This window comes from Cupriavidus sp. H18C1 (assembly GCF_049311595.1).
Taxonomy (GTDB): domain Bacteria; phylum Pseudomonadota; class Gammaproteobacteria; order Burkholderiales; family Burkholderiaceae; genus Cupriavidus; species Cupriavidus cauae.
Genome location: NZ_CP186008.1, coordinates 2,907,310 through 2,931,456 on the forward strand (window position 1 = coordinate 2,907,310; position 24,147 = coordinate 2,931,456).

At 69.9% G+C, this 24,147-nt stretch carries 16 protein-coding genes and 3 pseudogenes; 6 read left to right on the plus strand and 13 right to left on the minus strand.

Annotated features, from left to right (window positions below; all coding sequences use genetic code 11):
- Nucleotides 1-179: 179 nt before the first annotated feature.
- Both OJJOAM_RS13515 and OJJOAM_RS13520 read right to left on the minus strand, forming a co-directional pair.
- Nucleotides 180-680, minus strand: coding sequence for a helix-turn-helix transcriptional regulator (locus OJJOAM_RS13515; RefSeq protein ID WP_422648242.1), 501 nt, complete (start codon nt 678-680; stop codon nt 180-182).
- A gap of 124 nt (nt 681-804) precedes the next feature.
- Nucleotides 805-1,746, minus strand: coding sequence for a 2-hydroxyacid dehydrogenase (locus OJJOAM_RS13520; RefSeq protein WP_422648243.1), 942 nt, complete (start codon nt 1,744-1,746; stop codon nt 805-807).
- A 223-nt stretch (nt 1,747-1,969) separates the two neighbouring features.
- On the opposite strand from OJJOAM_RS13520, the gene OJJOAM_RS13525 reads away from it, so the two are divergent.
- Nucleotides 1,970-2,482, plus strand: coding sequence for a nucleoside 2-deoxyribosyltransferase (locus OJJOAM_RS13525; RefSeq protein WP_422648244.1), 513 nt, complete (start codon nt 1,970-1,972; stop codon nt 2,480-2,482).
- Nucleotides 2,483-2,646: 164 nt separating this feature from the next.
- Here OJJOAM_RS13525 and OJJOAM_RS13530 read toward each other — a convergent pair whose 3' ends face one another.
- From OJJOAM_RS13530 to OJJOAM_RS13545, 4 genes are all read right to left on the minus strand, one after another.
- Nucleotides 2,647-3,363 (minus strand): PqiC family protein, encoded by a 717-nt coding sequence (locus OJJOAM_RS13530; protein ID WP_422648245.1) that lies wholly within the window; start codon nt 3,361-3,363, stop codon nt 2,647-2,649.
- Nucleotides 3,360-5,003, minus strand: a complete 1,644-nt coding sequence (locus tag OJJOAM_RS13535) for an intermembrane transport protein PqiB (RefSeq protein ID WP_422649592.1) — start codon at nt 5,001-5,003, stop codon at nt 3,360-3,362. The genes OJJOAM_RS13530 and OJJOAM_RS13535 overlap by 4 nt, the downstream gene beginning before the upstream one ends.
- Before the next feature lie 102 nt (nt 5,004-5,105).
- Nucleotides 5,106-6,644, minus strand: a complete 1,539-nt coding sequence (locus OJJOAM_RS13540; RefSeq protein ID WP_422648246.1) for a paraquat-inducible protein A — start codon at nt 6,642-6,644, stop codon at nt 5,106-5,108.
- A gap of 189 nt (nt 6,645-6,833) precedes the next feature.
- Entirely contained in the window at nt 6,834-7,256 is a 423-nt protein-coding gene (locus OJJOAM_RS13545; protein ID WP_422648247.1) for an Lrp/AsnC family transcriptional regulator, read from the minus strand.
- Nucleotides 7,257-7,465: 209 nt separating this feature from the next.
- On the opposite strand from OJJOAM_RS13545, the gene OJJOAM_RS13550 reads away from it, so the two are divergent.
- Together OJJOAM_RS13550 and OJJOAM_RS13555 are read left to right on the plus strand one after the other, a co-directional pair.
- Nucleotides 7,466-8,374, plus strand: coding sequence for a dimethylarginine dimethylaminohydrolase family protein (locus tag OJJOAM_RS13550; RefSeq protein ID WP_422648248.1), 909 nt, complete (start codon nt 7,466-7,468; stop codon nt 8,372-8,374).
- A gap of 48 nt (nt 8,375-8,422) precedes the next feature.
- Nucleotides 8,423-9,508 (plus strand): ornithine cyclodeaminase, encoded by a 1,086-nt coding sequence (locus OJJOAM_RS13555; protein WP_422648249.1) that lies wholly within the window; start codon nt 8,423-8,425, stop codon nt 9,506-9,508.
- Between the two features lie 137 nt (nt 9,509-9,645).
- On the opposite strand, the gene OJJOAM_RS13560 is transcribed toward OJJOAM_RS13555, so the two are convergent.
- The 6 genes and pseudogenes from OJJOAM_RS13560 to OJJOAM_RS13585 form a co-directional block, all read right to left on the minus strand.
- Complete coding sequence (locus OJJOAM_RS13560) at nt 9,646-9,987, minus strand: hypothetical protein (protein ID WP_422648250.1); 342 nt, start codon at nt 9,985-9,987, stop codon at nt 9,646-9,648.
- A gap of 215 nt (nt 9,988-10,202) precedes the next feature.
- Nucleotides 10,203-11,532: pseudogene (locus OJJOAM_RS13565) on the minus strand (sigma-54-dependent transcriptional regulator).
- Nucleotides 11,513-13,402, minus strand: coding sequence for a sensor histidine kinase (locus OJJOAM_RS13570; RefSeq protein WP_422649593.1), 1,890 nt, complete (start codon nt 13,400-13,402; stop codon nt 11,513-11,515). The pseudogene OJJOAM_RS13565 and the gene OJJOAM_RS13570 overlap by 20 nt, the downstream one beginning before the upstream one ends.
- A gap of 313 nt (nt 13,403-13,715) precedes the next feature.
- Entirely contained in the window at nt 13,716-15,026 is a 1,311-nt protein-coding gene (locus OJJOAM_RS13575; protein ID WP_422648251.1) for a dicarboxylate/amino acid:cation symporter, read from the minus strand.
- A gap of 416 nt (nt 15,027-15,442) precedes the next feature.
- Nucleotides 15,443-15,601: a hypothetical protein gene (locus OJJOAM_RS13580; RefSeq protein ID WP_422649642.1), complete on the minus strand. Its 159-nt coding sequence runs from the start codon at nt 15,599-15,601 to the stop codon at nt 15,443-15,445.
- A 97-nt stretch (nt 15,602-15,698) separates the two neighbouring features.
- Nucleotides 15,699-16,136: pseudogene (locus tag OJJOAM_RS13585) on the minus strand (cupin domain-containing protein); the annotation flags it as partial.
- 152 nt (nt 16,137-16,288) lie between these two features.
- On the opposite strand from OJJOAM_RS13585, the gene OJJOAM_RS13590 reads away from it, so the two are divergent.
- Entirely contained in the window at nt 16,289-18,046 is a 1,758-nt protein-coding gene (locus tag OJJOAM_RS13590) for a hypothetical protein (RefSeq protein ID WP_422648252.1), read from the plus strand.
- 94 nt (nt 18,047-18,140) lie between these two features.
- On the opposite strand, the pseudogene OJJOAM_RS13595 reads toward OJJOAM_RS13590, so the two are convergent.
- A pseudogene (locus OJJOAM_RS13595) lies at nt 18,141-21,648 on the minus strand (diguanylate cyclase).
- A 488-nt stretch (nt 21,649-22,136) separates the two neighbouring features.
- Here OJJOAM_RS13595 and OJJOAM_RS13600 point away from each other — a divergent pair.
- The gene (locus tag OJJOAM_RS13600; RefSeq protein WP_265632716.1) at nt 22,137-22,547 is read left to right on the plus strand and encodes a hypothetical protein; all 411 of its coding nucleotides are present in this window, start codon (nt 22,137-22,139) and stop codon (nt 22,545-22,547) included.
- 156 nt (nt 22,548-22,703) lie between these two features.
- The gene (locus tag OJJOAM_RS13605) at nt 22,704-23,837 is read left to right on the plus strand and encodes a hypothetical protein (RefSeq protein ID WP_422648253.1); all 1,134 of its coding nucleotides are present in this window, start codon (nt 22,704-22,706) and stop codon (nt 23,835-23,837) included.
- The last annotated feature ends 310 nt before the right edge of the window (nt 23,838-24,147 follow it).

Here is a 24,147-nt window from a genome sequence, read left to right on the forward strand (position 1 = left end):
CGGATTGGGGAGTCGGTCGGGACAGCGGGCCGGGCCATCGAAGGCGCCCCGGCGCAGGGCGGGGCGCGCGGGGGACACCCGAGTCACATCGAGCGCAATATACGGCGGTATATAGCGATGCGTCAATGCACGCGGACGCAGGGCAGCCGATACGCCGGACGCGGTCAATCGGGCCCGGCTCAGGGCAGCTCGGGCACCAGCAGGTCTTCGAGGAAGTAGGCCGCCAGTTCGTGCCGGCCGCGCAGGCCGGCCTTGGCGTAGATGTTGGTGGCGTGCTGGCGCACCGTCTTCGGCTTGCTGTCGCGCACGCCGGCGATCTCTTCCAGCGACAGCCCCTTGATCAGCAGATAGGCCACCTCGCGCTCGCTGGTGGTCAGGTTCCAGCGATCGAACTGGCTGCTGATCGCATGCCGCATCTGCAGGCCGGCCTGATGCGCGGCCGCGTCGCGCTGCGCCAGCGTCCGCTCGGCCTCGCCCAGCGAGGCGCGCAGCTGGCGGATCTCCTGATCGGTGCGCAGCCGCTCGCGCGCCAGCATGAAGACGCCGGCCAGTGTGATCGAGGTGCCGATCGCATCGACGATCACGTGCTGCAGCCCTTCGGCCTCGTCGTAGTCGAACACCAGGTCGAAGCAGGCGTACAGCGCGATAAAGACGAACAGGTAGACGAAATGCCGTGGCATGGCTGGCACGAGGGCAGGGCGTGGAATCGGGGGATCGGGAAACTCGGGAAATCGCGCGCCGCGGCGTCCCCGGGGAACGCCGCGCCGCGGCATCGGGCGGGGCGGCAAGCCCGCCGAGAGGGTCTTACACGATCGGCGTCAGCACCTTGCCGGTATCGAGGAATGCGCGCAGATTGTCGAGCATCAGCGCCTGCATCGCGCCGCGCGTCTCGACCGTGCCGCTCGCCATATGCGGGGCCAGCACGACGTTGTCCAGCCCGATCAGCGCCGGCGGCACGCGCGGTTCGTCGCGAAACACGTCGAGCCCGGCGGCGCCCAGGCGCCCATCGCGCAGCGCCTCGACCATCGCATCCTCGTCGATCACGCTGCCGCGCGCGACATTGACCAGCACGCCCTTCGGCCCGAGCGCCTCGATGACCTGGCGCGACACCAACCCTTCGGTTTCGGGGCCGCCGACGCAGGTCACCACCAGGAAGTCCGCCCATGCGGCCAGCGCCAGCAGGTCGGGCTCATGGCGCCACGGCGCGCCTTCGCGCGGACGCCGGTTGTTGTAGGCGATCTCCATGTCGAAGCCCTGGGCGCGGCGCGCGACCTTCTCGCCGATGCGGCCCAGGCCCAGGATGCCCAGGCGCTTGCCGGACACCTTGCTCGTCAGTGGGAACGGGCCCTGGTGCCAGCGGCCGTCGCGCACGAAGCGGTCGCCGTGCGAGATGCCGCGGGCGGCATCGATCATCAGGCCGAAGGCGAGGTCCGCCACGCAGTCGTTGAGCACGTCCGGCGTATTGCTGACCTGGATGCCGCGCGCGCGGGCGGCGTCCAGCGCGATGCTGTCGTAGCCGACGCCGAAGCTGACGATCGCGGCCAGTTGCGGCAGCGCGTCGATCACCGCGGCGCTGCAGCCGTGCCGGGCCGAGGTGACCACCACGCGTGCCTGCGCGCCATGCTCGCGCAGCCAGGCGGGCCAGTCGTCCTGCTCCCACAGCGCGGCGGCGCCGTGGCGCTCCTGCAGCGTGGCGTTGAGGTGCGGCGCGAGCGGGCCGATCTGGATCAGGTCGATGGCAGGCATGGTGTGCTGGATACGGGAAAAAGACAGCAGAGTGTATCCTGCCGGACGGCCTCTTGTCCGTGCCGGCGGCCTCGCCGACGGGCTTGCCGCGCAGCACCATGCCGTCGCTTCCGCGAAAGGGGGAATCCAGCGTCTTCAAGCGCCACCGGGTCCCCGTATTCGCGTAGACGACCACGTTTGTCGGCAAACTGCGTCTCTACCGCCTATCCCGAATCCGAACCCCATGCCCACCGTCTACCTCGCCGGCCCCGATGTGTTCCGTCCCGATGCGATGGCCCATGGCCAGGCCCTGAAGGATCTTTGTGCGCAGCACGGTTTTACCGGTCTGTTCCCGCTGGACCATCAACTGCCATCCGGCCTGGCCGGCGAGGCCGCGGCGCGCTGGATCTACCAGGCCAATGTCGCGCTGATCCGCCGCGCGGATCTGGTGATGGCCAACCTGGACGAGTTTCGCGGGCCGGCCGAGCCGGATTCCGGCACGGCGTTCGAGGTGGGCTTCGCGGTCGCGCTGGGCAAGCCGGTGTGGGCCTATACCGGCGACCGCGGCACCATCGTCGAGCGCGCCGCGGTGGGCCATGACGCCGAGGGCAGGCCGCTCGATGCGCGTGGCTTTCATGTCGAGGACTTCGGCCTGGGCAAGAACCTGATGCTGGCCTGCTCGGTGCAGCTGGTGCAGGGCGGGCCGGCGCAGTGCCTGGCGGCGATGGCCGCGGCGGGCGCGGGCGCCCAGCGCTGAAGCTGCTGAACGCGCTGAAGCCGTTGAAGCCGTTGAAGCCACTGAAGCCACTGAAGCGGCTGAAGCGGCTGAAGCCGCTAAAGCCGCTAAAGCCGCTAAAGCCGCTAAAGCCGCTGAAGCCGTAAAGCGACTGGAGCGCTAAAGGGACTGACGGCCCCGCAGCCTCAAGGCTTGCTGCTGACCGTCGCCGGCTCCGTGCGCAACGACGCCACGCCGGCCGCGATCTGCGTGGCGGTGTCGGCCACCACCTGCCGCATCGCCGCGACCACGCCGGCCACGTCGTCGCCGCTGCCCGTGGCGGGCAGTTCGGCCTGCGTGCGCCCGGCCAGCGTGCGGCCATCGGGCAGGCGGCGCACGGTCCAGTTGACGGTGGCGCCGACGCGCGCGCCGGGCTGCGCATCGAGCCGCACCACCTCGGTGGTGATCCGGTACAGCGGCTGCACGCCGCTCAATCCCTGCTGATAGACATCGACCGCGCCCAGCACGATCTGCAGCCGCTGCGACAGCGCATCGCGCCACTCGTCGGGCAGCGGCGCCGACCAGCGTGCCGTGTCGAGCGGCGTCACGCGGCCGTCGGCTCCACCGATCACGATCTGCTGGCGATTGAGCCGTTCGGGCACGCGCGCCGGCGCGACCTCGATCCACAGCGGCTGGCTGGCGGTGCTTGTGCCCGTGCCCGTGCCCGTGGGCGAATTCGCGCCGCTGACCACCGCGGTGGCGGCCATCGCCGCGCCGGCCGCGACGGCCTCGCCGCCGTGCGCCAGCGTGTAGTAGCGCGGCTCCGACGACGACGCGCAGCCGCCGAGCAGCAGGGCGCCGGCGCAGGCGGTGGCAAACGTCGCGGCGCGCAGCCGGCGGGACAGGATAAGCGGGCCCTTCATCGTTGAGTCTCCGTCTTGCCGCGCAGCAGCGCTTCGGGATGGCGTTCGAGATAGTCGGTCAGCGTGCGCAGCGAGACCGCGGTGCGCGTCAGTTCCTGCAGCATACGGCGCGTGTCCTGCTGCAGCGGCGCGTCCGAGGCCAGCGTGCCGTTGGCCGACTGGATGGTGCGGCGCGCGTCCTGCAGGGCCGCCAGCACCTCGGGCGCGACATCGCCCTGCAGCTGCGCGACCAGCTTGTCCGCGCTGGCGAGCGTGGTATTCAGCTGCGCCACGGTCTTGCGCAGATCCTGGCCGATCTCATCGAACGGCACCTTCTCGATCTTGCCGACGATGCTGCCGAGCTTGGCCTGCAGTTCGTCAAGCGCGCCCGGCATGGTCGGCAGCTCGGCGATCGCGGTATCGGCCGGCGGCTTGACCGCCTTGGCATTGGGGAAGAAGTCGAGCGCCACGTACAGCTGGCCGGTCAGCAGGTTGCCGGTGCGCAGCTGCGCCCGCAGGCCGCGCTGGATCAGGCCCAGCATCAGCTGGCGGGCCCGCTCGCGATCGGCCAGGTCGCGCTCGCGGAAGCCCATCCGCGACGGATAGAGCTCGACCACCACCGGCAGCCGGAACGACTTGGTCTCGCGCACGTAATCGATGCCGATCGAGCGCACCTGGCCGACCACGACGCCGCGGAAGTCCACCGGCGCCCCGGGCGCGAGGCCGCGCACCGACTGCTCGAAGTTCAGCACGGCCAGCGTCGGCGCCAGTTCCTCCGGCTCCTTCATCGCGTCGGCCTGGTCGCCGGCCAGCAGGAACTGGGTGTTCTCCTTGGCGGCCTCGGTCACGTGCGAGTTGGGCGGCGCCTGGAAGGCGACCCCGCCGAGCAGCATCGTCACCAGCGACTGCGTATTGAGCTTGAAGCCGCCCGCATCGAGCTTCAGGTCGACGCCGCTGGCGTGCCAGAAGCGCGTGTCGGCGGTGACCAGTTCGTCGTAGGGCTTGTTGATGAAGACCCGCAGCGTGATGTCGCGGCCTGCCGGTTCGAGCTGATAGGCGACCACCTGGCCGACCTGCACGCGCCGGTAGTAGACCGGCGAGCCGATATCGAGCGAACCGAGGTCGGCGGCGCGCAGCACGAACTGCTTGCCGGAAGAATCGGTGGTGACTACCGGCGGCGTCTCCAGGCCGACGAACTCGCGCTGCGTCTCCTCGGACTTGCCGGCGTCGACGCCGACATAGGAGCCCGACAGCAGCGTCTCCAGCCCCGACACGCCGCTGACGGCCAGCCGCGGGCGCACCACCCAGAAGCGCGTGTCCTTGACCGCGAAGTTGTCCGCGTCCTTGGTCAGGTCGATCGTCGCGACCACATGCGAGCGGTCGGGCGCGAGCCGCACCGACTTGACCAGGCCAATATCGACGTCCTTGTAGCGCACCGGCGTCTTGCCCGGGGCCAGCCCCTCCGCGGTGCGGAACGTGACCTGGATCTCGGGGCCGCGCTGCGACAGCGTATGGAACAGCAGCGACAGCCCGACCACGGCGGCGACGATGGGAATCAGCCAGACCACCGACGGCAGCCAGCGCGCGCGGCGCCGGCGCGCCGGCTCGCGGGGCTGTGACGGCTGCGCGGGCGGAGGGGGAGGAGGAAAGGTTGTCCGGATCGGGCATCGATAAGAGTCCAGCGTGCGTCGGTGTTCGGTATGGGTTCGGTGTCGGTATTCGGAACGTATCCGGTATCGGTCTTCGGTATCCGTCTCGGCGGCTCAGTCGTTCGCCCGTGCCGAAGCGGGGGCGGCGCCGCCGTGCGCCTCTCGTGGCCCGTGGCCGTCGGCGTGGCTATCCGCGTGACCGTGCGTGCGACCTTGCGTGCGACCGTGCCCGCGACCGTCCGCGTGGTCGTGCGCATCCCACAGCAGGCGAGGATCGAACGACAGCGAGGCCAGCATGGTCAGCACCACCACCATGCCGAACGCCGCCGCGCCGGTGCCCGGGTCGACCTGCGCCAGCGCGCCGGCGCGCACCAGCGAGGCCAGCAGCGCCACCACGAAGATATCGAGCATCGACCAGCGGCCGATCAGCTCGACCAGCCCGTACAGCTTCGTCTGTTGCCGCAGCCGCCAGGTCGAGCGCAGATGCACCGACAGCAGCAGGAAGGTCAGGATCATCATCTTCAGCAGCGGCACCACGATGCTGGCGATCAGCACCACGATGGCGAGCATGCGCGAGCCCGACAGCCACAGATAGATGATCCCCGACAGGATCGTGTCCTCCTGCGTGCCGAGGATCGAGCGGGTGATCATGATCGGCAGCACGTTGGCCGGTATGTACAGGATGTAGGCCGCCAGCAGGAAGGCCCAGGTCCGCGTCAGGCTGGCCGGCTTGCGATGGTGCAGCGTCGCGCCGCAGCGGCGGCACGGCTCGCCCTCCTGGTCCAGCGGACTGAGCGCATCGCAGGCGTGGCAGGACAGCAGGCCCATCGACGTCGCGGTCGGTACCTCCGGCAGCGGCGTGCGTTCGTCGTCGTCCGCGAGTTCCTGCACCACGCCGACGACCACCTCGCGCGAGCGGCGCAGCGCGCGCTCGCGCACGGAGGGTTTGGGATCGCCGGCGCTCATCGCTGCGCCTCCCCCCTGGCGCCGCTCGGCGTGGCGCCACAGGTCGCGCGGATCGTAGGTCAGCATCGTCGCCAGCACGATCACCAGCGCACCGAACGACCACAGCGCGATGCCGGGCAGCACCTGTGCCATCGTCGACAGTTTCACGAGCGTGACCAGCACGCCCATCATGAAGACCTCGAGCATGCCCCACGGACGGGTCTGGCGGATGCCGCGCATGATGCGTTCGAAGCCCGGCGGGACGGTGCCGCGCATCAGCGGCACCAGCAGATAGGCCATCATCAGCATCTCGGCCAGCGGGAACACGATGGTGGTGGCGAACACCAGCAGCGCCACCAGCGTCATGTTGTCGGCCTGCAGCGCCTGCACGGCGCCCCATAGCGTGGTGCGCGTGCGCACGCCCTGCAGGTCCATCTCGACGATGGGATAGGCGTTCGACACGATGAACAGGATCAGCGCGGTCAGCACCAGCGGCAGCAGCCGCCGGTAGGCGCGCCGGCTCTCGTGGTACAGCTCGCCGCCGCAGCGCAGGCACTGCGCCCGCTCGCCGGGGCCGAGCACCAGGCGGCGGTAGACCGCGTCGCAATATTCGCAGGCCACCAGCCGGTCCAGCTCGGCGCGGTCGGTGACGGCAGGGCCCGGCGGGACCCGCTCCATCGACTTTTCAACCGGTTTGCCGGACGTCATTCGAACAGATCTCCAACTACCCGCCCTGGGGGGCGGGAAACACGTCAATATATCGGAATTTCGGGATGTGGCTTTGGAGTCACGGGTCGGCGCTTCGCCGCCGGATGTCGAACGCTGCTTTCCTTTTCTCTCCGCCCATCCCGGACAGAAGTCAGCGGCAATCCCCATCCCGCCGACCTGCGACCGCCCTCACAGCTTGTAGGTCGACAGCAGGATGCTGGTCTCCGTCGCCGCAATCCCGTCGATCAGCCGGATCCGATCCAGCGTCCGGTCGAACGCCTCCAGCGTGTCCGCGCGCAGCTCCGCGATGATGTCCCAGCGCCCGTTGGTGGTATGGAGCGTCTGCACGTTCGGCTCGCCGCGCAGCGCCTGCAATACCTTGCCGATGCGGTTGCCCTCCACCGAGATCGTCGTCAGCGCGCGGATGCGGTGCGGCTCGGACTCGGGCTTGAGCCGAACGGTATAGCCGACGATGACGCCGGCCTCCTGCAGCTTGTCGATCCGGTTCTGCACGGTCGCGCGCGACAGCCGCAGCGCCTTGGCCAGCGCGGTGGTCGGCGTGCGCGCATTGTCGCGCAGCAGTGCCAGCAGTTGGCGGTCGATATCGTCCATGGCGGCTCGCAGGTCTCGCGGCGGATGGCTTGGCAAAACGCCGGCCCATGCCGGCTCGCAGGTTCCCGGCGGATGGCTTGGCAAAACGCCGGCCCATGCCGGCATTCTGTCATAGGGACCGCGCTTTTTGCGCAGTTTGTGCGCTATCCGCTGGCGCGCGTGTGCACCACAATCCATTCCGACAATAGCCCGAACCGGAAGGAGCGCGCGTGATCACCGAACCCACCATCCTGCTTGTCGAGCCGACCCACTACGACGTGTCGTACAGCATCAATCCGTGGATGGATCCGCTGCGCTGGGCCGCCGATCCGCAGGGCATGCATCGGGGCGCGCTGCGCGCGTTCGCCGAGCTGCGCGACGCGCTGGAAGCGGCCGGCTTCGCGGTCGAGGTCGCCGCGGGCGAGCCCGGCCTGCCCGACATGGTGTTTCCCGCCAATGCCGCGGTGGTGCTCGACGGCCGCGCGCTGCTGGCGCGCTTTCGCTACCCGCAGCGGCAGGGGGAGGAAGCGCCGTTCGCGCGCCTGTTCGCCGGGCTGCGCGAGCGGGGCCTGCTCGACGAGGTGGCGACGCTGGCCGACGGCTGCTACCAGGAGGGCGCGGGCGACTGCATCTGGGACGCGGTACGGGGCCACTTCTGGGCCGGCTTCGGGCCGCGTTCGGCGCGCTGCGCGGCCGATGCGGTCGGTGCCTATTTCGGGCGCGAGGTAGTCGCGCTGGAGCTCGCTACCGCGCAGAGCTACCACCTCGACGTCTGCTTCTGCCCGCTGGCCGGCGGCGAGATCCTGTACTACCCGCCGGCCTTCACCGAGGCCTCGCTGCGCGAGCTGCACGCGCGGCTGCCGGCCAGCCAGCGCATCGAGGCCAGCGCCGACGACCTGCGGCATTTCAGCATCAACGCCGTCAATCTGCACGACCGCATCGTGATGGCGCGCACCACGCCTCGCCTGCGCGATGCGCTCGGCAAGCGCGGCTATCGCGTGCAGGAGGTCGATCTCGCGCCGTTCATGCTGTCGGGCGGCGGCGCCTATTGCATGACGCTGCGGCTCGATCGCAGCAGCGGCGCGCGGCAAGGCATCGAGCAAGCAGCCGGCGGCAGGGCCAGCGTCGCGGCGGCCTGACCGTACCGGCAGGGCCAGGCTTCAGCACAGAACCACAAGGAGACGACGATGAAGGAGACCGCGATGACCCGCTTCCTGGACGCGACGGCGGTGGCGGCCCTGGTGCGCAGCATCGGCGTGCAGACCGCGCTGCGGCAGCTGGCCGAACACGTGCGGCAGGACTTCCTGCGCTGGCACCGCTTCGAGAAGTCCGCGCGGCTGGCCAGCCATTCGCCGGTCGGCGTGATCGAGCTGATGCCGGTCACCGACGGCGAGCAGTACGCGTTCAAGTACGTCAACGGCCATCCGCGCAACGCCGCGCACGCGATGCCGACCGTGATGGCGTTCGGCGCGCTGGCCGAGGTGTCGACCGGTTTTCCGCTGCTGCTGGCCGACATGACGCTGGCGACCGCCTTGCGCACCGCGGCAACATCCGCAGTCGCCGCCAGGGCGATGGCTCCGCACGGCACCACCGCGATGGCGCTGATCGGCAATGGCGCGCAGGCAGAATTCCAGGTGCTGGCCTTCCACGCGATGCTCGGCGTGCGCGAGATCCGCGCCTATGACGTCGACCCGGCGGCGACCGCCAAGCTGCGGCGCAATCTGGCCGGCCTGACCGATACCGGCGCGCTGCGCATCCTGCCGATGGCGTCGATCGACGAAGCGCTGGCCGGCGCGCACATCGTCTCGACGGTGACCGCCGACAAGACCCGCGCCACCATCCTGCGCGACGGGCAGATCGCGCCCGGCGTGCATATCAACGCGGTCGGCGGCGACTGCCCCGGCAAGACCGAGCTCGACCCGGCATTGCTGCGGCGCGCGCGGGTCGCGGTCGAATACGAGCCGCAGTCGCGGCTGGAAGGCGAGATCCAGCAGATGCCGGCGGACTTCCCGGTCATCGAACTGTGGCGGATCCTGAATGGCGAGGTACCGGGCCGCACCGCGGTCGAGGACGTGACGCTGTTCGATTCGGTGGGCTTCGCGCTGGAAGACTATTCGACGCTGCGCTGGCTGCACGCCGCGGCCTGCGCGCGCCACGCGGGGCGCTATGTGGAACTGGTGGCGACACCGGACGAGTCGCGCGACCTCTATGGCTGGCTGATGCGGCAGGAGGAAGCCGAGGGCGCGCCGGTCGCGCGGCGGGCCGCCGCTTGATGGAGCCGCGCCAGCGACCTGGCTGAGCGACCGGGGTGAGCGGCGTGGCGGGGCGACTCGACTGGGCTGCTTGACTAAGCGGCTTGACTCAGGGTCTTGACTGGGCAACCGGCCCGAGCGCCAGCGCCGCCGGCGGTTCAGATCCACACCGCCGGATGGCGCATCAAGCGCTGCACCCGCACGAACGCCTCGACTTCGTCGTCGGTCGGCGCCTTCAGGAACACCATGATGCCCCAACGCTGCAAGGTCTCGGCCATGCCGCGCGCGGCCTCGTCGGGCGCCACCACGGCGAACAGCACATGGCGCGCGGTGCAGAACGACTGCAGCTTCTCCAGCGGCTCGAGATCGCTCTCGCGCAGGCGCTCGACCTGGCACAGCACCAGCGTCGGGTGCGAATCGCCGGCGCCCATATAGGTAATCAGGGTCGCCTTGCCGCGCGTCAGCACGGTCCTCTCGAACGGCGACCGGTGGCTCGACATGCCGGCGCAGGATCTGGGATCGGGCTTCATCGCGGGGCTTCCTGGCAGGGAACGGGCCGGGCCGGCCGCCGTGCGGCCGCTCCGGGCATCGCACCGCGAATCGTGGCCGCGGCGCTTTGCGCTGAGTATCCCCGTGGCGGTGGCCGCCGCTCTGTTCGCTAGCCGACAGAGGGCGCGGGCGGGGGCAGCGGCCGCAGGAGACTGCCGGCGGCGGCCTACAGCCCGTACTTCCTGACCTTGTCGAACAACGTCGTCTTGGCGACTCCGAGTGCCTCGCTGGCCCGGCTCAGATTCCCCTCATGCCGGCGCAGCGCATCCGCGATCAACGCCCGCTCGAACTGCTCCACCGCCTGCGCCAGCGGCAACAGCGCCGGTTCCTCGGTGCCCTGTTCGGGATTGCAGCCCAGCCCCAGCACATGCCGCTCGGCCAGGTTGCGCAGCTCGCGCACATTGCCGGGCCACGGGTAGGCGACCAGGCGCGCCAGCTCGGCGGGGGAGGCGGGACGCGCGTCGCGCTCGAAGCGCAGCGCCGCCTGCGCGACGAAGTGGTCAAAGAGCAGCGGCACGTCCTCGCGCCGCTCGCGCAGCGGCGGCAGTTCCAGCGTGATCACGTTGAGCCGGTAGTAGAGGTCGGCGCGGAACTGGCCGGCGTCAGCCAGGGCCTTGAGGTCCGCCTTGGTCGCCGCGACCACGCGCGCGTCGACCGGCACCGGCGTGTTGGAGCCGAGCCGTTCGACCACGCGCTCCTGCAGCACGCGCAGCAGCTTGATCTGCATCGACATCGGCATGCTCTCGATTTCGTCGAGGAACAGCGTGCCGCCCTCGGCGTGTTCGATCTTGCCGATACGGCGCTTGGCGGCGCCGGTGAAGGAGCCGGCCTCGTGCCCGAAGATCTCGCTCTCGAACAACTGCTCGGGCAGCCCGCCGCAGTTGATCGGCACGAAGTTGCGCGCGTGGCGGGTGCTGGCGTCGTGCAGGCAGCGCGCCACCAGCTCCTTGCCGGTGCCGGTCTCGCCGTGGATCAGCACGTTGGCGCTGGTGTCGGCGAGATCGGCGATCAGCCGGCGCAGCCGTTCCATCGCCGGCGACACGCCGATCAGCCGCGCGTCGAGCCGTTCGCGGCCGGCCAGCCGGTCGCGCAGTTCGGCGACCTCGAGGGCGAGGCGGCGCTGCTCCAGCGCGCGGCGCGCGACCTCGACCAGCCGCTCGGGGGGCGAAGGGCTTTTCCAGGAAATCGTAGGCGCCTTGCTTCATCGCCTGCACCGCCAGGCCGACGTCGCCATGGCCGGTGATCATCACCACGGGCAGCGCGGCGTCGCGAGCCTTGAGCTGCGCCAGCAGCGCCATGCCGTCGATGCCTGGCAGGCGGATGTCGCTGACCACGATGCCGGGGAAGTGCGGCGCCACCGTCTGCAGCGCGGCCTCGGCCGTGCCGACGGCGCGCGTGGCGATGCCTTCGAGCCGCAGCGCCTGTTCGCAGCCGAGCCGGACGTCGGGGTCGTCCTCGACGATCAGCACCGACAGGTCATTGAGTTTGGGCGCCATTGTGCGTCTCCTTGCCGGCCATCGGCAGCACCATCGTGAAGCAGGCGCCGCCGTCGGGATGATTGCTGGCGACCAGCGTGCCGCCGTATTCGTCCAGGATGCCTGCCGAGAGCGTCAGGCCGAGGCCCAGACCCTGTCCCGCCGGCTTGGTGGTGAAGAACGGTTCGAACAGCCGCGCGAACGCTTCCTCGGACAGGCCCGGACCGTTGTCGCGGATGGTGCAGCGGACCATGCCTTCGGCCACCGCCGCGCGCAGCTCGAGGCGGGCCGGCCTGGCAGCTTGCGCCGGCTCGGCCGCCATCGCGTCGAGCGCATTGCCGATCAGATTGACCAGCACCTGCTCGAGCCGGTTGGGATCGCAGGCGACCGCCAGCGTGCGGTCGACATCGCGCACGATCTGCGGCTGCACCGCCTGCACGCGCGTCTCCAGCAGGAACAGCGCGTTGTCGATCGCATCGGCCAGCAGCGCGCTGCCCTTGCCGTTGCGGCCGGGCTTGCGCGCGAAGGACTTGAGCGCGCCGGTGATGCGGCCCATCTTTTCGACCAGGCCGATGATCGTGCCGAGGTTCGCCTGCGCCGTGGCGAGGTCGCCGCGCGCGAGGAATTTCTGCGTATTGCCCGACAGCGTGCGCAGCGCGGCGAGCGGCTGGTTCAGCTCGTGCGCGATACCGGTCGACATCTGTCCGACCGCGGCCAGCTTGCCGGCTTGCAGCAGGCCGTCCTGCGCCTGGCGCAGTTCGCGCTCGGTGCGGATGCGCTCGGCGATCTCGGTCTGCAGCAGGTGGTTGGCGCTGGTCAGGTCGGCGGTCCGTTCGGCGACCTTGCGTTCGAGCTCGCTGTTGGCGGCCTCGAGCGCGGCGCGCGCGGCCAGCCGCTCGCTGACGATTCGCCGGCGCACGTTCCAGGCGGCGCCGAGCAGCAGCACGAAGGCGGTCAGCACGCCGCACAGCGCGGCGGTGTTCAGCGCCGCCATGCGTGCCTGCGACGTATCGGTCAGCAGCGTCAGCTGCCATTCGGTGCCGGGCAGCATCGCGTTCTGCTCGAGCATCGACGGACCGCGGCGCATGCGCACCAGCGCGTCGCCGTTGTTCATCGCCCGCACGCGGGTGAACTCCAGCGGCTCCAGCGGCGCGCGGTTGTACTGCAGGCTGCGGTTCAGCCGCTCGCGCTGCGCGGCGCTCAGCGGCCGGCGCGCGCGCAGCTTCCACGACGGCTCGGAGGCGAGGATCACCACGCCGTTCTCGTCGGACAGCAGCATCTGCATGTCGGCGCTTTGCCAGCGCTGCTCCAGCGGCTCGAGCCCGACCTTGACCACCGCGACGCCGCTGGGCCGCTGGCCGTTGCCATTGCCCAGCGGGGCCGACAGGTAGTAGCCCGATTCGTCGCGCGTGGTGCCGACGCCGTAGAAGCGGCCGAGCTGGCCATCGATGGCCGCCTGGAAGTAGGGGCGGAAGCTCAGGTCCTCGCCCAGGTAGCTGTCGGGACGCTGCCAGTTGCTGGTGGCGCGCACGCGTCCCTGGCGGTCCAGCACGAACACGGCCAGCGTGCCGGCGCGCGCATTGACCGCGGCCAGGTGCGCATTGGCAGCGGCAACCCGGGCGGGATCGTCGGGCCGTGCCAGCAGCGCGCTGATCTCGTCGTCCAGCGACAGCAGGCTCGGCACGAAGTCGTAGCGCGCCAGTTCGCTGGAGAGGGCCTGCCCGTAGAGCCGCAGCTGCACCTGCCCGCGCTCGGCCTGGCGGGCCAGCGCGGCATCGAAGGTATAACGGTAGCCCAGCCAGCCTGCCAGGCCCACCAGCCCGGCCAGTGCCAGCAGCGCGAGCAGCTGCGCGGGCGGCGGCCAGGCCGCGCTGGCGGTGGGGCGGGCGATGGTGCGCAGGGCGGGCCGGGCGGGAGGGGGGCGGCAGCAGCGGCGGCAGCGGTGGAGGCAGCAGCGGCGGCAGGGCCGGAAGGGGGGCGAAGACACGGCGGAAGACTGGCGGTTCGGCATGGCGGTTATCTGCATGCGCTCTCTTTTATCACACCCGGCGAGCCGGCCCGGACGCCGGCTCCGGCTTCGTTCCCCGGCTTCTTCTCCCGCTTCCGGAGCACGGTGGGGGAGAGGGCAAAACCCGAATGAAAAAGGCCCGGCCGCCGGATTGGCGGTCGGGCCCCTGGCACGCCCCGTGGAGCAGGCAGGGAGGCTACTTGCTCGCCAGGACCTGGACGGGTGCCAGGTCGGTAGCGCCGTCTTCAGCGGTGTCGTCCGCTTCTTCCGGCACCGGCGCGCCGATCGCGCCTTCGCTTTTGGCGACGACGGTCGTGGCAATGGCGTTACCGAGCACGTTGGTGACGGTACGGCCCATATCGAGGACATGGTCGATGCCCAGCACCAGCAGGATGCCGGCCTCCGGCAGACCGAACATCGGCAGCACGGCGGCGACCACCACCAGCGAGGCGCGCGGCACGCCCGCGATGCCCTTGCTGGTGACCAGCAGCACCAGCAGCATCGTGATCTGCTGGGTCAGCGTCAGCTCGATGCCGTAGACCTGCGCGACGAACAGCGCCGCGAACGAGGTGTACATGATCGAGCCGTCGAGGTTGAACGAGTAGCCGAGCGGCAGCACGAAGTTGGTGATGCGCTCCTTGACGCCGAAGCGGGTCAGCTGGTCGATCACCTTCGGATAGGCCGACTCGCTGCTGGCGGTGGCGAAGCCGATCATCAGCGGCGCGCGCAGCGTCTTGAGCAGGCGGAACACGTCGCGGCCGAGGAACAGGTAGCCGCCGAAGATCAGCGCCGCCCATAGCAGCGCCAGCGCCAGATACAGGCTGCCGAGCAGCTTGGCGTAGACCGTCAGCACGCCCAGGCCCTCGGCGGTGATCACCGCGGCGATGGCGCCGAACACGCCGACCGGCGCGAACGCCATCACGTAGTTCGTGACCTTCAGCATCACCTTGGCCAGGCCATCGATCGCCGCCAGCAGCGGCTTGCCCGGACCGTCCTTGACGGCGCCCAGCGCGAAGCCGAAGAACAGCGAGAACACCACGATCTGCAGGATCTCGTTGTTGGCCATCGCCTCGGCGATGCTCTTCGGGAACATGTGGGTGACGAAGTCGCGCAGGTTCAGCGCGCCGGTCTTCAGGTTCGAGGTGGCGTCGGCCGGCGGCAGCGGCAGGTTCATGCCATGGCCGGGCGTCAGCAGGTTGGCCATCACCAGGCCGAGCAGCAGCGAGGTCACCGACGCGATCACGAACCAGCCCATCGCCTTCAGGCCGATGCGACCCACCGCCTTGCCGTCGCCCATGCTGGCGATGCCGCTGACCAGCGTGGCGAACACCAGCGGGCCGATGATCATCTTGATCATCCGCAGGAACACGTCGGTCAGGATCGACAGATGGCCGGCGATCGATTTGGCCGCGGCGGCATCGGGCGCGAGATGGTGCGCGGTGGTGCCGGCCAGCAGGCCGAGCAGCATGGCGAACAGGATCAGGGTGGGCAGTCGGTTCAGTTTCATCGTGATTCAAACCTGAGGCGTCCGGCGCGGGCCGGACAGCTTGGGAAACGAAAGACGCGCAAGGCGGCGTACCGCCCCGCACAGGTCCACGGACGCCGGAGCGCCCGTGCGGCGACGCGGGCCGGCTTCAGGGCAGCCGTTGGGGACGCGGTCGGGGGCGCCGTGTGGGCCGGGCGGGCGGGGTGGGGGCAGCCATGTCGTTTCCTCCATCGTTGTGGCGCAGCCGGGGGCGGCGACGCTATAGATGGGGGGGCCTAGTTCGCACGAGGCGTGCCAGCTTGCGAAGGCGGAAAGTCGGCTGCAAGTGATTGAAACGAAAGGGAAAAGTTTGCCGCGTGAGTGGCCGCGTTCGGATTTCCGAGCGGGCGTGGTGTGGGCGTGTTCGGATTTCCGAACGGCGGATCCCGGGGCGGCCCTCAGGGCGCCGACGACACGCCGGCGTCGCGGCCGCCGCGCCGTTGCCCGCCGCGGTCCGGCCGCAGCGCCCGCGCCCGTTCGAGCACCCGATCCAGCGCCCGCGTGGACAGCCTCAGCGGCCACGGCACCTCGCGCCGGCAGAAGGCGATCTTGCGCACATGGCGGTCGACCTCCCACAGCCATGTCGTGTGGGCGGGGGAAATGGCCGACGTCGCCGGCCCGCAGGGTGCGCACCTGGCCGCCGGGGCTGGTCACGCGCACCTCGCCGTCGAGGATCAGCACGGTCTCCTCGACGCTGAAGCGCCAGGCGAACGCGCCGGCGCTGCATTCCCACAGATGGGTCGACGCCAGTCCGTCGCGCGCCATCGCATGGGTCGCGGCGCGCGCCTGCGGCCGGCCGGCGCGTACCCAATCCGGTTCGATCGGGCAGTCCTCCAGCGTCATCGCATCGATGCGGCTGAACACGCCTTCGACGCGGGCGTCGGGTGCGGGGGGCGGACCTGCGTGGCGGCATGGCGCGGTCTCCTGTCTTTTCCGGTAGCGCGGAGGGGCCCGCGCGGGCGTTGGCCCAGCGTAGCGACGCCGCACTTCCGGTCTCTGTGCGTTCACGCACGATGCCATCCCACCGTTGCGGATCAAGATCGAGTCGAGGTCCTTCCGATTCGCTTGCCCGGAAACTAAAGAAGCACGCATTCCGCGTGACTTTTGCAGTTGCACACGTCGTACATTCCCGCCATCCCGAGTTCGATAGTGCGCCGCACCATACGGTGCGTCGGTCTTGTGTCTGCACTGTATTTGCGATGTGCCGCCAGCGGGCGCTGGCGGCCGTTGCGGGGACGACCATCATGCCTACCACTGCCCTTGCACCCACCTTCGTATCGCCCTTCACGGGTTCGCTGCTGGCGGCCCCATCGCGACAGGGACCGTTGCCGCCGCCGGCGGCCGCCGGCAAGGTCGGCGCCGACGCCGCGGTGCTGGGCGCCGCGGTCTGCCGCATCACCGCCGACAAGGGGAGCAAGCCGATCGGCCGGCTCGGCAGCACCGAATGCCTGCTCTATCCGTTCTGGGGGCTGGTGGCCGCCGCGCTGACCGGCGTGCGCGGCGCGCAACTGCCCGCCATGCTGCGCAATGCCTCCGGCGCCGGCATCCTCGCCACCTGCAGCGTTCGGATCGGAGCCGCGATGCCGGTGCTGGTGGCGGTGGAGGCCGGCGTGGCGATCGCGCGATTCGTCAAGGTGGTCCGCAAGCGCGGCCGTCTGGACGCGCGCATCCGGGACACCGCGGACGACCACGCGCAATGCGAGTCGGCGCTGCGCCAGCGGCTGGCCTCGCGCACCGAGGCGGCGCTGCCCGCTCAACGCGCGATGCGACGGCAACAGCGGCAAGCGCTGCGCGACGACGGCAGCCTCGATGCCTTCCTGCTGCATCGCCACTCGCTGGCCGAGCGCGGCGACAACGCCGGCAAGCTGTTCAGCAGCGGGTTGACGCTGTCGCGCGACGCCGTCGTGCAGGGCGTCGCCGCCGCGACCGGTGTGCTGCAGGTGCTCAGCCGGATGCTGCCTGCCGTGGCGCTCGCTTTGCCCTGGACGGGCATCGCGGGATGCGCGGCGTCGGTGGCCATGTCGACGGCCCATATCGCCACCGGTGTCATGCAGTGGCGCGACTCGGCCAGGCAGCGCACGACGTTGCATCGGCGGCGCGAGGTCCTGCGGCGTTCGCCGCTGGCCACCGCCCTGGACGGCCTGGAGCGCAACGGCGCGGCGGCCACCGTCGGCAAGGCGCAGCCGCTATCCCCGCGGCAGCAGGGCATCGTCGGCGAGGCCGACCCCGTCCAGCTGCGGCAGACGGCGGACTTCTATCGCACCGTGATGCAGTACTGCGACGGCCAGATCGGCGGGGCGATCGAGTCAGCGACCAAGGACGTGCGCAAGGCCGGCCTGCGCATCGCGTACGGCGCCGGCACGCTGGGCGTCAACGGCGCCGTGCTGGGGCTGACGGTGGCCGCGTTGACCACGGTGACCGCGGCCACGGCCGGCACGGGTCTGATGGTGATCGGCGGGGCCCTGGGGCTGTGCTGGCTCGGCTTCGCGGTCTACCGGATGGTGAAGTGGGTCAATGCCCGGCGCGCGCTGCAGGACGCGGCGCTGACGGCCCAGCAGGTGCTGCAGCCCGCCGCCGGCAACGACGCCGCCACCGACAAGGCGATCGCCGCGGCCTGCGCGCAGCTCGATGCCGGCAACGCGGCCAATCACCGGCACGTGATCGCGGCCCGCGTGATGCAGCATCTGCAGGCGCGCGGTTCGGCGCAGGCGCTGGCCGAGCGCAGCCTGGCGCGCGCGCTGATGCGCACGCTCGGTGCCGACGCCGAAGTGGTGGCCGCGATCGAGGCCGCCCAGACACCCGATCAATGCCGGCTGGCGATCAAGCTGGTGCTGCGCCATCTCGACGGGCGCTGCATCGATCCGGCGTGCGGGCAGCAGGCCGCGCCGACGCGCGAGGCCGACGGCGCGTCGGAGCCGACGGTGCAGGGGCCGGACGATGCGCAAGGCGATGCGCGCATGCCGCTGTTGCACCGCAGAGCCGCCAGCGCCAGTGCGGGCTGATCGCGCCGGGCCGGCCGCGGCGGCCTGCGGCGATCGGCCGCGACGGCGCCGCGAGTCCGTCGCGACACCGCAGCGAGCCCGCCGCGATCCGCTGCTACTGCGACTGCGACTGCGACTGGCGCTGCGCCGTCTCGCCTGGCACGCCGCCCGCGCAGCGCGCCAGATAGTCCTCCAGCGGCATCGGCCGGCCGATCGCATAGCCCTGCGCATAGTCGACGCCGATCTCGCGCAGCACGTCCAGCGTGGCTTCGTCCTCGACCGATTCGGCCACGGTGCGGATGCCGAGCCGGTGCCCGATGTCGTTGATCGAACTGACGATCTCCCGGTCCACCGCGCTCGCGGCCAGATGCCGGATGAAGCTGCCGTCGATCTTCAGGTAGTCGACGGGGAACTGCTTCAGGTAGGCGAACGACGACAGGCCGGCGCCGAAATCGTCCAGCGCCATGGTGCAGCCGGCCTTGCGCATGTCGGCGACCAGCCGGTTGGCCGCGGCCATGTTGTTGATCAGCGCGGTCTCGGTGATCTCCAGCCGGATGCGGCTGGCCGGCAGCACCGAGTTCGACAGCTCGGCATGCAGGAACGGCAGCAGGAAGGGCTCGCCCAGCGAATTGGCCGACAGGTTGATCGACACCGACAGCCCGGGCACCGCCAGCAGCCGCGCGCCGAAATCGCGCAGCACATGCTGGATGACCCAGCGGTCGACATGGCCCATCAGGTCGTAGCGCTCGGCCGCCGGGATGAAGGCGCCGGGCATCACCAGGCTGCCGTGCTCATCCACCATGCGCACCAGGATCTCGATATGGGCCGCGGGTGACGATGCGGTCGGCGATGCCGGCATCGACGCAGAGGACGATGCAGCGGGCGATGCAGCGGGCGATGCGGTGGTCGATGCAGCCGCGGCCTCCGGCTCCGAGTCCGGCGCCAGCGCGCGGATCTCCTGCGCGAACAGCCGGAAGCGGTTGGCCTCCAGCGCCGAGTGGATGCCCGCGGCGACCTGCAGTTCGCGATGGTGGCGGCGCGCATCGCTCTCGTCGCGGCGATAGACCGAGACGCGATTGCGGCCCGCGGCCTTGGCGGCGTAGCAGGCCACGTCGGCGCGGCTCATCAGCTCGCCCAGCGGCGGCGCCTCGCGGTCGATCGCCGTGATGCCGACGCTCGCGCCGACATCGTAGACGCGGCCTTCCCACGGAAAACGCCGCGCGCGGATCGCATCGATGACCTTCAGGCAGACGCGCTCGCCCTGGTCCACCGAGCAGTTGCGCAGCAGCAGCGCGAACTCGTCGCCGCCCAGGCGCGCCAGCAGATCGCCCGGACGCACCTGGCTGCGGATCACGTGGCCCAGCTCGCGCAGCAGCACGTCGCCGGCCGCGTGGCCCGCCGTATCGTTGACGATCTTGAAGCGGTCCAGGTCGATGAAGCACAGCGCATGCTGCTGTTCGAACTCGCGCGCCGACTCGCAGGCCTCGCGCAGGCGCTGCTCGAACCAGATGCGGTTGGGCAGCCCGGTCAGCGCGTCATGCATCGCCGAATGCGCGAGCTTGCGCTGCAGCGCACGTGCGGTGGTGATGTCCTGGAACACCAGCACCGCGCCGATCACGTCGCCGCGCGGCGTCAGCACCGGCGCGGCGGAGTCCTGCACGTCGTGGCGTTCGCCATGGCGGCTGATCAGTACCGCGCCGTCTTCGAGATAGACCGGCCGCAGCGTCTGCAGGCACTTGGCGACCGGACACGCAATCGGCTGGCCGGTGGTCTCGTCGACCACGTGGAAGACCGTGGCCAGCGGCCGGCCGTCGGCCTCCGCCATGGTCCAGCCGGTCAGCTGCTCGGCGATCGGATTGATGAAGGTGATGCGCAGCGCGGCGTCGGTGCAGATCACCGCATCGCCGATCGATCGCAGCGTGATATGCAGGCGCTCCTTCTCCTCGAACAGCGCCTCGGTCAGCCGATGGTGCTCGGTGATGTCCCAGTTGGTGCCCACCATCGACAACGCCGTGCCGTCGTCGGCGCGCGAGACCACCGCCATCGCGCGGATATGCCGCACCTCGCCGTCGGGCCGCAGGATCCGGTACTGGGTATCGAAGGGCTGCGTGCCCTTGACGGCCTGGCGCATCTCGTGACGTGCGCGCACGACGTCGTCGGCGTGCACCATCGCGATCCAGCCGTCGAGGTCGGGCGCGCCATCGGCGGCCTCGGTGCCGTGCAGCGCGTGCATGCGGCGGTCCCATGACAGCGTGCCGGCGGCGATGTCCCATTCCCAGATGCCGACCCGGCCCGCTTCGACGGCCAGCTCGGTGCGCCGCGACAGCGCTTCGAGCCGCTGCTGCGCGAGCTTGTGTTCGTGGATGTCCTCGACCTGCGCGATGAAATGCAGCGGCGTGCCGGTGGCCTCGTCGCGCACCAGCGACACCGCCAGCAGCGTCCAGATGAAGTCCCCGTCCTTGCGGCGGTAGCGCTTTTCCATCCGGTAGCTGTCGATCTCGCCGGCGACCAGCCGTTCGAGCTGCGCCAGATCGGCGGCGAGGTCGTCCGGGTGCGTGATGTCCTGGAAGGCAATGCGGCCCAGTTCGGCCGCGCTGTAGCGGAACAGCTCGCACATCGCGCGGTTGACCTGCTGCCAGCGGCCGTCGAGGCTGACCAGCGCCATGCCGATCGCCGAATGCTGCATCGCCTGCCGAAAGCGCCGTTCGCTGCCGCGCAGCTCGCTGCGGTCGCGCCGATTCTGCTCGCTCAGGTAGGCGATGCAGACCGGGAACACCAGGATCAGGCTGGTCGACAGCTTCATCGCATGGGTCAGGAATGCCGGCGCGTCGACCAGGCCGGCCTGTGCCGCCGCCAGTCCCAGCATCACCGTGACCAGCATCGACAGCAGCGTCAGCAGCGCGGTGGTGAAGGGGTTGGTGAACAGCGCGGCGACCACCAGCGGCAGCGACAGCACGCCGAAGGGGTCGTGGGTCTGCAGTACCGACAGGCCGCCCACCGTGGCGGTCAACAGCAGCAGCCCCGCCACGCGCGGCAGCCGCGTGCGGGCGAAGGTGTCGCGCAGGCGCTCGCGCGAGTAGGTGACCGACAGCGGCACCAGCATCAGCATGCCCATGGCGTCGGCGCTCCACCAGGTCGACCAGATGTCGCCGAAAGGCCGGCCATAGGCGTCAGAGATGGCGGCGGCGCCGATGGTGGCGCCGATCACCGGGGCCAGCGTGCAGGTCGCCCCCCAGCATCAGCGCGAAGCGGGCCAGCGGCACCGCACTGGCCCGGCCGACGCCGCCGCTGATGCTCGGCGCCAGCCACGCGACGAACAGGATCTCGGCGATATTGGAAGCGCCCAGTATCAGCGCCAGCCACCACGGGTCGCCGAACATCGCGTTGGCGGCAATGCCCGCCGCCAGCATGCCGGCCAGCATCCAGGCGCGCTCGCGCGGCCGCTGGTGCAGCATCACGCCGGCACCGAACGCGGTGGCCAGCCAGACGATGGCGGCGTTGCCGGGATAGCGCGTCAGCGCGATGCCGGCGATCGCCAGCAGGAAGAACAGCGCGGACGCAAGCGAGACGCGCTGCCAGCGGGGCAAGGCGGGCAGGGACGGAGCTTCCTGAGCGGACGTCATGGGAACGTGTGTTGGCGCATGGCGTGGTGCCGGCGGCGGGCGGACAAGGTGCGGGAGCAGGGCGGCTTCCCGTGCCGTCCGGCGCGGTGCCGGGCAACGGGGGCCACGCCGGACGCGGGTCCGGCAGCATCGGGCGACTATAGCGACAGGCCGATGCCGGCCAAGCGCCGATAAGGCGCGAAGTCGGGGCGCATTTGGGGATGGCGCTCGGCGGCGTTTTGAGGTAGGGGCCGTGCGGATTGGCGGCGGAAGGGGGGGACGGAAGGACGGCGGAGGGCGGCGGAGGGCGGCGGAAGGGCGGCGGAAGGGCGGCGGAAGGGCGGTGGAAGGGCGGTGGAATGGCGGCGGTATTGCCGCGGTATTGCCGCGGTATTGCGGCGATTACCTTGCAGGTCATCGCATTGCGCGCGGCCAGCGACGATGATGAAGCCATCGCAACCGCCATTCGTTTTTCCCTTCGCCTTCCCTTCACCCTACGGAGATCGACCATGCAAACCGTCCAACCGACCCGCCTGCTGCGCCATGTCCTTCTCGCCGACGCCATCGTCAGCGGCCTGATGGGCCTGCTGATGGTGTTCGACGCCAACGTGCTGTCCCACTGGTTCGCCATTCCGGCGTCCTGGCTGCGCTATGCCGGCCTGGTGCTGCTGCCCTATGCCGCCATCGTCGGCCTGCTTGCGACGCGCAATCCGATGCCGCGCGCGCTGGTGCTGGCGGTGATCGCCTGCAATGCGCTGTGGGCGATCGACTGCATGCTGCTGCTGGCCGCCGGCTGGCTGTCGCCGACCTGGCTGGGCAGCGCCTTCGTGCTGCTGCAGGCCTGGGGCGTGGCGGTGTTCGCCTGCCTGCAGTGGGTGGGCCTGCGCCGCGCGCAGGGCCAGCGCAGCGCGATGGCCTGAGCGCTCGGGCTCGACGCCTTTGCCCGACACCTTGTCCTACACCGCCCGCCGACGCGGGCGGTTTTTTATGCCTCCGCTTATCACGGCCCCGGCGTTATCCATAATTATCCGTCGTGGGTATAATTATACCGACCACGTATAATTCGGTGTAATGCCATGAAGCTCACGGACCTCTGGCACTTCCCCCGGCCTCAACTCGCCCGGTCGTACCTGGCGGCGCTGAACGCGGGAATCCTTGTCTCGTTGACCATCTTCGCGCCACGGCGCACGGGCAAGACCGTGTTCCTGCGGCATGACCTAACCCCTGCCGCGGAGAAGGACGGCTACCTCGTCGTATATGTCGATCTCTGGCAGACCAGGCAAACTCCTGGTGCCGCACTATTGCACGCCCTGGAGACTGCCAAGACGCCGAGGACGTTCGCCGGCAGGTTGAAGGCGAAACTGTCGCCGTCGATCAAGTCCATCAAGGGGAAGGCATCCGTCGGCGCCGGATCCGTCGAGGGGACGATCGAGTTGGGTGACGAGAAGGGGCGGCTGGCCGTCGACATGGCGCTGCGACTGGATGACCTGCTTGGCCGCCTGACAAACGACAGTCAGGTTCTGCTGCTGATCGACGAGGCCCAGTCTCTGGGGCGCAGTGAGGAGGGCGAGGATGTGGCGCGTGCCCTTCGCACGGCTCTGACCAAGTACAACAAACGGCTCCGCGTAGTGTTCACCGGCTCGTCGCGCACCCAACTGGGTCACGTCTTTACCGATACGCGGGCTCCGCTCTACTCGGCAGGCCACCCGCTGCAGGACTTTCCGCTGTTGGACGACGATTTTGTCGAGTTCGTCGCCAAGCAGTTTGCCGCCTCCACCGGCCGCACACTCGATCTGAAGAAGGCAAAGGCAGCGTTCAAGCAGTTCCATCAGCGACCGGAGCCGCTGCTCGAAGTCGCCGTGACGCTGATGATGCAGCCGAAGATGAGCTTTGCCAAGGCGGTTGCCCTACAACTGGAGAAGCTGGCGCTGGCCGAGAATCACGAGGCCACGTGGGTGAACTTGAGCGCCCTGGAACGTCTCTTGGTAAAAGAGTTTGCGAACAACCCAGCCGTCAAGCCTTTCGCACGCTCCCTGCTCGCAGCCTTCAGGGAGCAACTTGGAATCGAGGTCCTTGGCGCTGCCCACGTGCAGAAGGCGCTCGCACGCCTCGACGAGAAGGGCCTCGTGTCAAAGTCGCCTCGGGGCTTGTACGAATTCGAGAACGAGAACTTTGGCGCCTGGGTTCGGAACCTGGCGGATGCTCCCTAGTACGCGCAATAGCCATTCCGTTGCCCGCTATCGGTGGCTTTACACCACTTGCCCACGGTTCATTGGCTCAATGTATGCTCCGCCCGGCTGACCGCATCATCGTGAATTTGGCCTGGTCCCGGGCGTCCCGCGCAGGCGGGGATCCAGCGTCTTTCCCGGCAGCGCGACCAATCTGACACCAGGCTGTCATCAACCTTGCGCTCCGCTGACAGCATCGATTTCGCGCCAAACAAACGCGCGACTTTGCACTATGCTTGCGTCGTTTTCGCGCGCCACCGGCATTCCGCCCCCCTGTCGCGGCGCGCGTGGG